Annotated in this window: 13 protein-coding genes and 3 tRNA genes; 2 read left to right on the top strand and 14 right to left on the bottom strand. The window is 47.5% G+C overall.

Annotated elements, in window-relative coordinates; translation table 11 throughout:
* The first annotated feature begins 569 nt into the window (after positions 1 to 569).
* Both M2298_RS10715 and M2298_RS10710 read left to right on the top strand, forming a co-directional pair.
* Positions 570 to 938, top strand: coding sequence for a hypothetical protein (locus tag M2298_RS10715; protein WP_173596591.1), 369 nt, complete (start codon positions 570 to 572; stop codon positions 936 to 938).
* A gap of 367 nt (positions 939 to 1305) precedes the next feature.
* Positions 1306 to 1704 (top strand): hypothetical protein, encoded by a 399-nt coding sequence (locus M2298_RS10710; protein ID WP_173596590.1) that lies wholly within the window; start codon positions 1306 to 1308, stop codon positions 1702 to 1704.
* A 1118-nt stretch (positions 1705 to 2822) separates the two neighbouring features.
* On the opposite strand, the gene M2298_RS10705 is transcribed toward M2298_RS10710, so the two are convergent.
* From M2298_RS10705 to M2298_RS10640, 14 genes are all read right to left on the bottom strand, one after another.
* Complete coding sequence (locus M2298_RS10705; protein ID WP_280648494.1) at positions 2823 to 3461, bottom strand: hypothetical protein; 639 nt, start codon at positions 3459 to 3461, stop codon at positions 2823 to 2825.
* A 593-nt stretch (positions 3462 to 4054) separates the two neighbouring features.
* Positions 4055 to 4128: transfer RNA gene (locus M2298_RS10700), tRNA-Gly, on the bottom strand.
* A gap of 214 nt (positions 4129 to 4342) precedes the next feature.
* Positions 4343 to 4645 (bottom strand): hypothetical protein, encoded by a 303-nt coding sequence (locus M2298_RS10695; protein ID WP_122965440.1) that lies wholly within the window; start codon positions 4643 to 4645, stop codon positions 4343 to 4345.
* 252 nt (positions 4646 to 4897) lie between these two features.
* Positions 4898 to 4979, bottom strand: a tRNA-Leu gene (locus tag M2298_RS10690).
* A gap of 49 nt (positions 4980 to 5028) precedes the next feature.
* Positions 5029 to 5113: transfer RNA gene (locus tag M2298_RS10685), tRNA-Tyr, on the bottom strand.
* 105 nt (positions 5114 to 5218) lie between these two features.
* A complete protein-coding gene (locus M2298_RS10680) occupies positions 5219 to 5530 on the bottom strand; it encodes a hypothetical protein (protein ID WP_217021217.1) in 312 nt (103 codons plus the stop codon).
* 68 nt (positions 5531 to 5598) lie between these two features.
* On the bottom strand, positions 5599 to 6165 hold the full coding sequence (locus M2298_RS10675) for a thioredoxin family protein (RefSeq protein WP_122965438.1): 567 nt from the start codon (positions 6163 to 6165) through the stop codon (positions 5599 to 5601).
* 74 nt (positions 6166 to 6239) lie between these two features.
* Positions 6240 to 6410: a YycC family protein gene (locus tag M2298_RS10670; RefSeq protein WP_274874002.1), complete on the bottom strand. Its 171-nt coding sequence runs from the start codon at positions 6408 to 6410 to the stop codon at positions 6240 to 6242.
* Positions 6411 to 6570: 160 nt separating this feature from the next.
* Positions 6571 to 6774 carry a hypothetical protein gene (locus tag M2298_RS10665; protein WP_173596587.1) on the bottom strand — a complete coding sequence of 68 codons (204 nt, stop codon included), beginning with the start codon at positions 6772 to 6774 and terminating at the stop codon, positions 6571 to 6573.
* A 171-nt stretch (positions 6775 to 6945) separates the two neighbouring features.
* Positions 6946 to 7479, bottom strand: a complete 534-nt coding sequence (locus M2298_RS10660; protein WP_122965436.1) for a TlpA family protein disulfide reductase — start codon at positions 7477 to 7479, stop codon at positions 6946 to 6948.
* A 24-nt stretch (positions 7480 to 7503) separates the two neighbouring features.
* Positions 7504 to 8214 carry a cytochrome c biogenesis CcdA family protein gene (locus M2298_RS10655; protein ID WP_122965435.1) on the bottom strand — a complete coding sequence of 237 codons (711 nt, stop codon included), beginning with the start codon at positions 8212 to 8214 and terminating at the stop codon, positions 7504 to 7506.
* Between the two features lie 277 nt (positions 8215 to 8491).
* Complete coding sequence (locus M2298_RS10650; RefSeq protein WP_122965434.1) at positions 8492 to 9724, bottom strand: efflux RND transporter periplasmic adaptor subunit; 1233 nt, start codon at positions 9722 to 9724, stop codon at positions 8492 to 8494.
* Positions 9725 to 9754: 30 nt separating this feature from the next.
* Positions 9755 to 12889 carry an efflux RND transporter permease subunit gene (locus M2298_RS10645; protein WP_173596586.1) on the bottom strand — a complete coding sequence of 1045 codons (3135 nt, stop codon included), beginning with the start codon at positions 12887 to 12889 and terminating at the stop codon, positions 9755 to 9757.
* A gap of 76 nt (positions 12890 to 12965) precedes the next feature.
* Entirely contained in the window at positions 12966 to 13352 is a 387-nt protein-coding gene (locus M2298_RS10640; protein ID WP_063230942.1) for a MarR family winged helix-turn-helix transcriptional regulator, read from the bottom strand.
* Between the last annotated feature and the right edge of the window lie 62 nt (positions 13353 to 13414).

Genomic DNA, 13414 nt, shown 5'->3' with positions numbered 1-13414 from the left:
CTCCCCCTTTGTGGCAACAAAAGCCCAGGTCAGATCGGGACGCGCTGTCAGTCTTGTTGGCAAAAGAAAAAGGAGCCGCAATTGCAGCTCCCTACTACTGTTCTGTTAAGGACTCACCCGGATTATTTGCTGTACAGAAAAGCACTTCCGATGTCAGTGGAATTATCATTTGTTTTGATCTGAACTGAAATACTGTCCCCAACTTCAAGCGGTTGTGTCAATAACCCGAGTTGGAAAGTGATTTCACCGTTAGCGTCAGTGACTGGCAACATCACGTTTGTCGTGGTTGCGGTGAATGGCATGCCAGATGGAGAACCGCCAATGAACATCCCGTACGCTTCTGGAGTATTGATATCGCTTTGAGTCAAAGTGATATCAAATGTAAACTGATAGCCCTGAATCGGATTGCCGTTTTGATCGTTTGCTGTAACTGTAATCGTCCGTGGAACAGAATCCTCTCCAAACGAAGAGTCAATGACAGCTGTTGAATTAGCTGCACTAATTACTGCTGGTCCGCTATTCTCGTCTTATGCCTTCTCTATCTGTCGGTTTTATAACGAGCCTTCACCGTGCAGGCGGCTTTCGTCGCACACGGCGATCAGTCAACGGATGATAAGTTAGAGCTTAACAACGGGCATAAAAATCTTAGCACCATTCAGGTGCTTTTTGCTAGTGTTTATTTTCTGAAATGCCAAGTTTTTGATGAACAGGGAGCCGTAACAGCAGCCCCCATGAAAAAAGCCTTCTCGCTTTTGGAAAAGGCCCTCTGTGCGATTCTCTACTATTTTCTTAATCCAGCTAGACCAGCAGGCGAACCCTTCCCCAGCGCCTTGCTTGTCAACCTGATTCCTGCTGTCGTAAGCATTCTAATCACTGTCTCGCTCGCTACTGTTCATCCGGCGAGACCCGTCATGATCAGCAGACAAGTGAGCAGATGAAAGTCGCTTGTTACTGTTTACAAAAAGTCATGCGGTGTCCCAATGTGTACTCTGGTTAAACTCAGTTGTTGCAGCAGCAGCCTGTGCTGTTGTCAGATCCCTTCGATGTCGATACACGTCATATTGTTGGAATACCCACAAATCGGTGGGCTATTTAATCAAACAAACGCGCCTTTAGGTAGTACTTCCTTGCTTTCCGCCTATTCTCTCCTAATGGTTTGTTACCCCTCTTTTTGATAAACCTCAACCGTGTAATAGTTCTACATAGTGGCGGCAAAAAAATTTGAACGACATTGTAACTAATTACCATCATCTTCGTCCTTATAGATGGAAACAGTTTCCGTATTAGAATCGGAGGTAATTCATTTTGAACAAAAAACTTTTTGCATCTGGAAGCTTAATAGTTGTTCTGCCTTTCTTGTTTGCACTTTTAATTCCTGCAAGTTTTTTCCTTGGGCCATCACCAGCCCAGAGAAATGAATTTGACTGGAACTTACAAGCCGGTTCTGCCAATGGAATTGTAGCCAAAACCCCAATTGATGTAGCGAGTAATTTGTATTATAATGGCAGGCCATTACGGGATGCACTGGTAAAAGTAACTTACTTTGACAATAACCAAAATGCAAGCATTGTTATGCAACCTTATGAGGATGGATATGAAGGGACAATTTACTTCCAAGAGGCAGGAAAACATACCCTTCGATTTTCTGTTGAGAAAGGAAAGGTTACAGGCTCAGAAGATTGGGAAATTGATGTAAAAGAGTAACAATCAATTCACCTCTTACATATCTCGATGCGAAATGTTTTTTCGTGAAATCAACCTGTCTCTCCTTTATTATCATTTACCGATTTGCTAAACGACTTCAAAACTTCTTGTTTACCACGCGTCTTGGCTACGTATATCTGCTTCATAAGACGTTTCTCAGCAGTATCGTTGAGAAGCCTATGTTCCAAGCCCATTGACCACCGCCATTTCGTTGATGAGTTCTTCGATTTGCCTGTTTTCTGGTATGCTGCGCTTGCAACAATAAATCATCGACAGATTCATGTGGTGATTTCCTGATAATTGCGTTTTGTTCAATCGTTCGTCAACAATTGGTCAACAGCCTCGAAGTTATGGCGAGGCTGTTTTTATTGGCAATTTACTTATGCAGCTACACCCCCATGTTTTGTTACCGTGAATTCGAGTTCTGTTCCCCGGTATCAAGGGATGTAAAAATACATAATAAATACAGGAAAAAAATACAACTACGATGACTGCTTTCCGCTATATTCTACAGGTCAGCTACTTAGTATCTTGGGGTTACTTTCTTTTACGCTGTTCTCTCACGGTGAAGGGTGGTCAATGTTAATGAGAGGTGAATTAATCACCAAAACGGATGAGTTTCTTGCTGATGCCCTCTTTGAAATATTGAAGAATCACTTCGTCTTGTAGATTACAATACCTTTATGTAAATTCTAAATTTACCAGTCAACTTTTGTTTTCTGTCATTGGTCAAGTAACTTTTCCGATAATTCATTTAAACAAGAAAACTTTTAGGAGAGTAAACATGATGGAAATCAAACATTACATTACTACAAACAAGCCATACGAACCTAAAATGATATCAAAGTAGCAATTGACTTTTTAAATCGCGGCAATCGAACAACCGAAACATGGATTTATTCGTCTTTCCAAAAATGTTTTATACTAAACAATTTTATCAAGAAGCCCTCCCTCCTATAATGGAAGGAGGGCATTTACTATTCTTTAATGATCACTTGGTAGCACATAGGCGCTCGCTATAGAGCTGACACTTGCAGATAAGACTTTTCAAGAGAGATTGAAACAATACATAATCGGCGAAATTTCCGAGTTCGTTCATTTGTCGGACTACATGAAAATCAATCTGGTATGCAATAGCCGGCAGGAATTGGGGTTATTACATAGTAGAGGGTATATCCATTGCCATCCCAATTGCACAACTCATTTGCTCCGTATAATGCAGTAAGCACTGCAGCTACAGCAGCCGGAAGCTTAAGATAGGAAGCTAGTGCTGCACCTCCGATTCCTGCTGCCAACGCTTTTCCTATCTTTGTGGCTTTACTTGCACTTACGTAGTATTCGAGATAAAACGCCATAGGCTGTATGTTCTTGGTTGACTGCTTAGAACTGCAAGCTTTACTAGAATTTGTGTTTATGATATCTGCTTTTGTATCTAAAATATTCTTGCCTACGATCATATTCCCTTTTTTAATTTCGTTATTTGCGAAGCTAATCATCTTTTCGAATTCTTCAAATGCTTCTTGGCTGACCCCAGCTTCTTTGGAGTTGCTGTACCCATTTACAACTATGCCGTCCTTGGCAAAGGTCTTTTCTTCCAAATCCGATTTTGCAATTTCAAGCAGTAGATCAAGATCACGGTCATCAATTTGTTCTGCTGCATGAACATTAGGTACCGCTACCTGAGAGTATCCACTCAATAGAAAAGCTGTAGTCAATGCAACTGCTAGTAACGATTTAGTTATTTGATTTTTTTTCACTCGTCTTTCCTCCACCGCTATAGTCCAGATAAGTCATCCAAGCAACAACCGCAACTGTGATAACTACAGAAACCTTTTTACTTATTCCCATGCTAACGTCAAGATCAAAAAAACTAAGTGCCAACAGCCCAAGAAGTATAACCAAGAGAATTTTTTTGATAATATCACCTCAAATCAGCGTTCTCTTAATCATAATAATGGTAATAAAATGAAAATGATGCAAAAAAATGTCGACACGAAATATAAAAATTTGTAAAATCATAAACGCTTAGTAAGAATAAACAGGAGTTAGCTCGAATCCTTTACTCTAGCCCATTCATTAACCATTTACAAAGGGCTATCCTCTAATATGTTTATAAGGTCCAAAAATGGCTTGGTCATAAGAAATATCAAACAATCGCAGATATCTATGCGCACGTTACAACAAACTTTGCCAGGAAGCTGCCTTGAAATTGGGCAAACTCAACCCGTGAATGAGCGACGACCAATACATTTCATCAACAATCCGTCAACAACTCCGCTTTTCTGAACTTAACTCACCCACACAAAAAGAAAAAACCTTGATCCCTCAAGGTTTTCACGCATTACCTCTATGGAGCGGGTGATGGGAATCGAACCCACGCTACTAGCTTGGGAAGCTAGAGTTCTACCATTGAACTACACCCGCAAGTTCACTTTTCTACATCAAGCCACACATCCTGCAGCAACAAGCGCAACAATGAGAAAAGTTACTCACTTCAAATATTTAACAATAATAAGTATACCGCCTCCCCATCCTTTTGTCCACCCCTGCCCCGCTCACGAATGCGGGCGGTTGGAAATCAATGCGCCTGCGATTAAAAACACCACCAGAAAGGCTCCCGCCATCCGCAGAGTGTAAATTAAGGAAGGACAACATCGCCAATGTCTGCGACCAAAAAAGGGGCGAAATATTGGATGCACGCCCATGAAGAAACGAGAAAAACGAGCGAACCAGAAAACGAAATTTTCACAAACCGCAATATTTCCGTCGAGCGATCATCCACCCTTGTCATATAGGCATAAAACGCATAGAGTGGCAGCACCAAAGCTAATCCCGTCGCCGCCCAGGAAAGATAGCCGAACACAAACCTCGCGATCAGATACGATATGACTAAAAAGATAACACCAAGAACAGCTCCCACAATGTACTCCCACTTATTCATACAGCCCTCTCTTCCCTTGCCAGCAACTCAAAAGTAAACGATTACTATTGTACCAAATATCCCCATAATCTGGCGAAATTTTCGAAGTTCATGTGGGATTCCTATAGTTTCTTGTGGTTTCACGAGTGACGTTTTGGAGCAATTTCTTGAGCGTTTATTGCGCCATGCATTATGCACTTAAATTTCTGACCGCCGCCACAAGCAAACAAAAAAACTCTCGGAATAAACATTCCAAGAGTCGTCTTTCAGATATGGTGCCGGTGAAGGGACTTGAACCCCCACGGTTTCCCTCACGATTTTGAGTCGCGCGCGTCTGCCATTCCGCCACACCGGCATGTAGAAAACTGTAGTTACATACTAGCACATTTCTGCTAGAAAATCAATGGTGGGGAGAGACGGATTCGAACCGCCGAACCCGGAGGGAGCAGATTTACAGTCTGCCGTGTTTAGCCACTTCACTATCTCCCCAGCTGAATAACGTGCGCCTCTTCCTTACCGCTTGCGCTTGTCCGAGACGACGTTATTTACTCTATCATGGACCACAAGTTTCGTCAATAGGTTTTTCTCATTTTCTTACGGGCTTACGACATGCTTTAAAATATCTTGTGCCCATTGTTGAAAAACAGCAAGCGCCTGCTCCACCTCCCCAAACGAAAGTTGCTCCTCACAGGAGTAGTCCGGAAAGTCCAGGATGCGGTTTTTGCGAATCATGACGTGGTCTGCCTCGCATTTGATCTCCAAAAAATAAGGCACAGACTCATCTACACCAAAGCGATTTTCCAAAAATTCATAGGTGCGCACCCACTCTAAAATCCGCACTTCGGAAGGCTCCAGACGCAAAACTTGCTCCAGGGACATGATCGTTTCGTTTCCGTAATAATGCATCCAATCTCAGCCTCTCTGCATGAAAATAGGCGGAGCCGCGACTCCGCCCTGTATGTTGTTCGCGTTTGTTAAATCGAGGAGAGCAGCTCTCTCAGTTCTTTGACAATGACTTGCTGGTAGCCCGTGCCTTCTCCGTACTGTTTGAGCATTTCTGCGCGAGCGACCTTGATGTTTTCTTCGTAGTCAGGGGCGTTGCGATCTGGGTTTTGCTGTTTGAACGCTGTCATGATTGCCTGTACGTGGCTAGGTCTCGGGCCCCATTTTGCCAGCACGTGTCCGCCTGTATCTGCGAAAATGACGACTGGAATGGCGCGACCGCCCATCGTGAGAAACTCATCCATCAGGTCGAGGTGGTCTTCCATGACCAAAATTTCAACAGGCATCTCTGTTTCTTTTAAAGCGTGGAGAACGACCGGCAAGTTTCTGACCACATCTCCGCACCATTCTGCTGCCAAAATCAAACATCTGAGATCATCCCGATGCTGCAACGAGGCAAAAAAGGCCTGGTCCTGTTCATCTGCCCAAGCAAACGCCTCTGACCAGTTTTGGAACGTATCCTGATTTTTGGTCATGCCTTCGATGAAAGCTTGCGGTTTCAACCCTGTGCGAAACTTGTGTGCGACATTTGCAGCCATTTGCTCTCCTCCAGTATATGTATGGACTTGTTCTTGTATCTTTTCCACGGCGGTTGCGAAAAGTCCTCTTCGCCTTACTCGGATGGGTCAGGATCTTGCTTGTTTGTCTCCTGTTCCTGCTTGGCCAGTTCCATCATTTTTTGCAAAAGAATGTGTTGCGGCATATGCATCAGCCGCTCCAGGGGAACGTTCAAGGCTTCTGCAAGCTTAACGGCGGTGTCCGGTGAGATTTGCAAGGGACGCACGAAAAACAGCTCCTTTCTGTGCCAAATACGCTTTCTCCAGTATAATACATGGCGTCCTGTGCCGCTAGAGAGAGGCTTGCGCCCGAAAAGCACAAAGAGATAACCCCGCCGCTCCATCTGCTGGGATTATCTCCTGACCGTCGGGCGCCTCTGCCTCGCTCTACGCCTTTGGTTTGGTAAGAATACAGGGAACCCCGTTTCCGATCGCACCAGGCTGGGACATGCGCTCCAAATACGCCAAGCCACGCTCGCATTGCTGTTTGCACGCCAGGCATGTACTGGACGTCACGATTTTAAGATTCAACTGATTGGGATGCTGCCGACTGTTTTTCTTCTTTACTTTCTTGCCTTTGCCCTTGGCCATTCGCTCCCCTCCCTTTGCCCTGGTGCTCTAGTCTATGAAGGAGAACAACCCCGCTCTTTAGGCAAACATACAAAACGGAATGACCCTGTGCAAAATAGGCAGGCACTCCCAAGCGCGCCCAGCAAAAGAAAACCGCAGGCAATTTGTCGCCTGCGGTTCGGTTTCCACTCTTTATTTTTTGCCGTTTAAAAGCTGGCGAAGTTCCAGCTCCAATGTGCCTGCGTCAATCATCCCGATAATCTTTTTGCGGACGATTCCTTCTGTGTCAATCAGGTAGGTCGTGGGAAATGCCTGGACGAGATAGCGGTTCGACACGGAGCCACTGACATCCATCGGGATGGGAAAAGTCAGCTTGTAGGACTGCACAAACGCTTGCGCTGCCTCAGGGCTGTCATTGCTCGTGACATTCACCCCGTACATGTCGATCTGCCCGCCGTACTTCTCGTACATTTTTTGCAGGTCAGGCGCTTCCATCCGGCACGGCCCGCACCAAGATGCCCAAAAGTTGAGAACGACAGGCTTGCTTCGCTTGCCCTCTACTTTGTACGTCTGGTTGTCCAGCCCGGTCAAAGTAAAGGACGGCGCCATAAAGCCTACTTCCGGTTTTTGTACGTTGGCTACGACTGGCGCTGACTCCTGGGGCTTTTCCCACACAGCTGCTCCAACTCCCGCAACAATCAGCACAACCAGCAACAGCTTTTTCATTTCGTCACCTCTGCATGACCTGATCTAAAATCCGGTAAAGCCTCCGAACAATTGAATGAGCACGCGAGTAATGTCCGTCAATTTGTCGGTGTACAAGAGCACGCCGAACAAAATCATGACGCCCCCGCCGACTTTCATGAATTGATCCGAATATTTGACGATCGCCTTCACTTTACTGATGAAGAATGTCATGACGAAAAACGGAATGGCAAAGCCGAGTGTATAGGCCAATGTGTACGTCAACGCCCGGGACGGATCGGTTACCCCAAGCACGATAATGCCGGAGAGGATTGGTCCCACACAAGGCGTCCATCCAGCAGCATAGGTCATTCCCACCAGTATGGACCCAGTATACCCCAAAGGTCTTGATTTTAAATCGACCTTGAAAGAGCGCATCATCCAGTCCATTTTAAACACTTGCAGCATGATCAGCCCGATAACGACCAGCAAAATGCCGCCAAGCTGCCGGATGAGATCCTTTTGATTGACGAACAGGCTGCCGATCCAAGAGGTAGAAAGCCCCAAGGCAATAAAAATGATCGAAAAGCCAATAATGAAAAAAAGCGTATGTAATAACGCCTGCTTTTGAAAAACCGCTCTTCCCTTCTTCACTTCATCCACGGTAACCCCTGTTATGTAGGACAAAAAGGACGGATAAAGCGGCAGACAGCACGGCGAAATAAACGAGAGAAAACCCGCTGCAAACGCCAAAAACACCGTAAGATTCCCAGTCATATGTACCTCCGAAAGGTTGTTTCATCCACTATATTCCTTATTGTAGCGAATCTTTCCCCCCTTCAAAAGTGGAACCGACACTTTGCCTTAAATCCGTGACATTTAAGGTTACGTAATATATGTTATGTAATTTAATTTCTTTCCCAGACGGCTCCTCCTCGTCGTTCCATGCAAAAAAAAGAGACGGATTTCCATCCGCCTCTTTTCGTTCTTTTGTTAATCACTCGCGCTTCCCTTACTCGAATTACAAGCACAAGCGCTGGCTGTACAGCCGCCTTTACTCCTGAACGCTTACCTTGCCGCCGTCCTGAAGCAAAGTGATTCCCGTTACGACAAGCTTGTCGCCTTCAGCCAGACCACTTGTTACTTCGATCTTGTCGCTGGAAGATTTGCCGGTGACAACCTCCACCTGCTTCGCAATGTCGCCCTCCAGTTTGAACACGAACTGTTTGCCGTCGCGATCAAACACTGCTTTGCGGGAAATGACGAGCGCTTTCGCTTCGCTCGCTCCCTCGGACGGGAACGTCACATTGACGACCATGTCCGATTTCAGCTCGTTGGCAGGATTCGGGATGCTGATTTCCACTGGATACGCCTTGAGCGCGGAATCCATCACAGGGCTGACCGCCGTTACTTTGGCATCAAGCGTCTTGCCTGTCGATTGTACGTTTACTTTTACGACTGTCCCGACTTTGACTTTGGTGATGTCTGCTTCGGACAGGTTGGCTTTCACCAACAGCGGATTCGTATTGACCACGACGACGACTGGCTGTTGACCTGTCATTTGTCCGACCGCTCCGCTTACGCTGGAGACAAATCCGTTGATGGGAGAAGTCACAGTCGCATTAGCCAGTTGCTCGCGAGCGTTTTGCAAGCTGACAGCAGACTGTTTGGCAGATGCTGCGGATACTTGCACACCGGACTTTTGCTGGGCAACCTGCACACTTTGCTGGGCGTTGTCATAGGCCATCTGCGCGTTGGTCAGCTGAATGTTCGCTTGTTCCATTTGCTGCGCTGAGATCGCACCTTGCGTGAAAAGCTGATTCATCCGCTGCTGGTTCACCTTGGCATCGGCCAAAGCAACTTCCGCCTGCTTCAGTCCGTTTTTCGCCTGCACCAAGCCTTGATCCGAGCTGCTTCCAGCCTGATTCAAGCTTGCCTGCGCCAGCTGGTAGGCAGCTTCCGCCTGCTTGACGCTGTTGAGCAGTTCTTTTTCATCCAGTTTGAACAACACTTGGCCTTTGGTCACATACTGACCGAGTTTGACAGGCAAAGAAGTAATTTTCCCGCCCATTTTCGGGGAGATTTGCACCTCTTCGCTCGGTGCCAGTTTGGCCGTCAGACCTGACTCGGTTGTCACAGAACCTGTCGTCACCGTTTCAATCTGCACAGGTGTTGCCGCCGCTTCCGCCGTTTCTTGCTGTGCTGGTTCCGCTTGCGGGCTGGAACAACCTGCCACGAGGCTGATCGCCAATACGGCCAAAATGACGGGTTTTATGCTAAGTTTCATGAATGTCCCTCCTCATCCCACAAACGCTTCTTACGATTCCAAAGCGGGAACGGTTTTCTTTTGTTTCAACAGTTTCTTTGCTTTGCGTTTCTCGCGTCTTTCCCGACGCTTTTTGCCCATATCGTCAAACCACGCAGTCACGACCGGCACCAGAACCAGTGTAATCAAGGTGGCAAAACTCAGACCAAAAATAACCGTGACGGCCATCGGAGCTTGTGTCTCTGTACCCGAACCGCCCGAGAACGCCAGCGGTCCAATCGCGAGAATCGTCGTCAGTGTCGTCATCAAAATCGGACGCAGACGGATTGGTCCGGCATGCAGAATCGCTTCGCGCAGCTCCCAGCCTTTTGCCCGCAACTGGTTGATGTAGTCGATCAACACGATCGCGTTGTTCACGACCAGACCGATCAGGAGAATGTAACCGATCAACACGGATACGCTGATCGTCGTTCCTGTCACCAGCAGTCCAAGCAGAACGCCTGTCACTGTCGGCGGAACCGAGAACATGATGATAAACGGACTGTAGAACGATTCGAACTGGGCAGCCATAACCATGTACAGAAGCACTACGGAGAGCAGAATAGCCAGTGCGAGACTGCCGAACGATTCAGCCATATCCTCGCTTTGTCCGCCAAACTCCAGTTTGTAGCCATCCGGGAGGTTCAGCTTGTTCATTTTCGCCGTAATTTCTTGTGTAACAGAGTTCAGGTCGCGCCCTGCCAGATCACTCGTAATTTGCACTTCACGCGTCAAATTCGAGCGGTTAATCGTCAACGGTACGTCTACCTTGCTAATCGACGCAACCGATGTCAAAGCGATTTGCGCTCCACCTGGCGCAGCAATCCGCAAGTTGTTCAAGTAGTTGATATCTTCCTGATAATTTTCCGGCAGCTTCAGGTTAATGTCAATCTCATTGTCGCCTGTACGGTATTTGGTGACCGTTTGACCTTGGAAGGCTGTGCGGACACTGGAGAGAATCTGTCCAGTTGTCAGTCCGTACAAGCTCGCTTTTTCAGCGTCCACTTTCACTTCAAATTCTTGACGGGACGCTTCCAGACTGGTGGTCACGTTGCTTGTGCCAGGCACTTTCTCCACTTCGCCTTTGACGATCGAGCTGATGTCTTTCAGGACAGCCAAATCGTCACCGCGAACAGTCAACTGGATCGGCGAGCCTGTGGACATGCCTTGTGCAGCGCTGACCTTGATTTCCGGTCCGGGAATCGTTTTCAGCTGATTCTGCAAATCCATGACAATCTCATTGGAGGAGCGTTTCCGCTCAGTCACATCGACGAGCATCAATGTGATCGTCGCCTGGTTGGAGGACAGTGTGCTCGCAATCGGCGAACCGTTGCTGCCGATTGATGTTGCCACAATGTCTTTCTCCGGCACTTTGTTTACGATGTCTTCAATTTGCTTCGCGACTTTTTCCGTCTCAGCCAGAACTGTACCGTTTGGCATTTTGATCGATACGGAAATCTGCCCCTGGTCCATGCTCGGGATGAACTCTGCGCCGATCAGCGGAGTCAGAGCCAGCGAGCCGACCATCATGATAACCGAGGAGAACAAAACGGTTTTTCTGTGGCCCAATGCCCATGCCAACAGTTTTTGATAGCCTTTTTCCACTTTGCCAAAGCCGATGTTGAACCAAGTAACCGGGTTGATTCCCCGATAGTTTTCGTGATTCGCATGATTCGGTACTTTTTTCAAAATACGCGAGCTGAGCATCGGCACCAACAGGATCGAGAAGACGAGTGCCGCAATATGCGAGTACACGACTGTCAATGCCAGCGGTCCAAACAGCTCGGATGCGATCCCTTCCGTCAGGGCAATCGGCAAAAATACGCAAATTTGCGCCAAGGCAGACGCCATAACGGCTGTACCTACTTCTTTGGAACCGGTGAGCGCCGCTTCCATCATGCCTTTGCCTTGTTCACGCTGGCGGAAAATGTTCTCCAGCATAACGACCGCAAAGTCAATCAAGGAGCCGAGACCGAGCGTCAAACCGGATAGCGAGATCAGGTTGATCGTCTGTCCTGTCATGTACATCAACAGGAAGGTCGCGACAATCGATACAGGCAACACGATGACAGCGATCAGCATCGATTGCAGGCTGCCCAAGAAGAAGAACAGCAGGATGATACCGACCAGTCCACCGAGCAGCGCGTGTTCTGCTGTCGTGTAGATCGAATCTTTAATGTAGGTCGAAGTGTCAAGCGTCGTGATGATTTCCATATGTTCCGGAAGATCGGCTTTGATCTTTTCCAGCTCTGCTTTCACCTCGTCGGCAACCTCGATCGTGTTGCCGCCAGAAGCCTTCGTAATGGAGATGCCAAGGCTCGGCTTGCCATTTACGTAGCTCAGTTGCGTGATGTCTTCCAACGTATCTTTTACTTGGGCGACGTCGCTCAGACGAATCGAGCTGCCTCCCACAGAAATCGGCGTCAGCGCAATTTGCTCGACGTTGGCAAATTCACCCTGAACACGGATGTTCATTTTGCTGTCGCCTTCCCGTACAGAACCAGCGGAACCGGACAGATTGCCGCTTGACAGTGCCTGCTGGATTTGCTCCAGAGACAAACCGTACGCAGAGAGCTTGGCTGGATCTACAATCACATCCACGACGCGATCTTGACCGCCGCTGATGGAAGCAGCCGCGACGCCGTCAATGCGCTCCAGGCGCGATTGGATCATATCTTCCGCTACTTTTTTCAGCTTGTTGACATCCTGCTCACCTGTTACGGCGAACTGAATGATCGGCTGACTGTTCGGGTCGATGCGCAGTACGCGCGGCGCTCTTGCCGAATCTGGCAAGGCTCCTCGCACCTGGTCGACTTTTTCCCGCATGTCGAGAGTAGCTTGGTCGAGGTCTGTTCCCCAGTTAAACATGAGAATGACCTGTGAAGCCCCTTCAATGGAAACAGATGAAATGCTGTCCAGGTTCGAGACTGTACCTAGCGCATTTTCTATCGGCTTCGTCACCAGTTTTTCTACCTCGGCAGGCGAACCCCCATCCACGGACGTAACGACCACGGCAACCGGGAAATTCAATTCCGGCATCAGGTCGATCGCCAAACGAGGCAAGGAGACGAAACCGAAAATCAGCATGGCCACGGTCAGCATAATCATCGTGACCGGGCGTTTAATCGAGAGTTCAGACAGATTCAAATCCACTCACCTCTTCTAGAAAACTTGACATGGCCAATCGTTTCCTTTGGGCATCGTCGTTTGCCCAAAGTGACAATCAGCCGGTTATTTCCTTCTTTTGGGAGAACAATTCTTGCAGCGCATGAAGAGATGAGATCGCGTGAGGATCTTCCAGCTTCATTTCCTGTTGTTCAGACACGCGTTCCGTCAACGATACCCAGACAATTCGACGGTCGGTTTGATCCCGAAAACGACGCACCAGATTTTCCTGCTCCATCCTGTTGATCAATCCTGAAGTTGTACTGTACGAAAGATCGACAGCCTTGCAAATCTCCCCCATTGTCTTAGCACCGCTGCTGATCTGTTCCAAAATCAGCACTTGCTGCCAGTTCAGCTCGCTTGAGTCCAGTTCTTTTTTGGAGATTGAAGTAAACAAGGCGCTCGCTTCTCTCAGGAGCTTTGCCAACTGAATCAGTTCTTTCATGAAAGCCTCCCTCACTATCCCTCATGACCCATACTCATCCTAGCCAATCTTAATCTTTATTT

The organism is Brevibacillus sp. 1238 (assembly GCF_029892995.1).
GTDB lineage: Bacteria > Bacillota > Bacilli > Brevibacillales > Brevibacillaceae > Brevibacillus > Brevibacillus parabrevis.
This window is presented reverse-complemented; position numbering and strand designations above follow the sequence as displayed.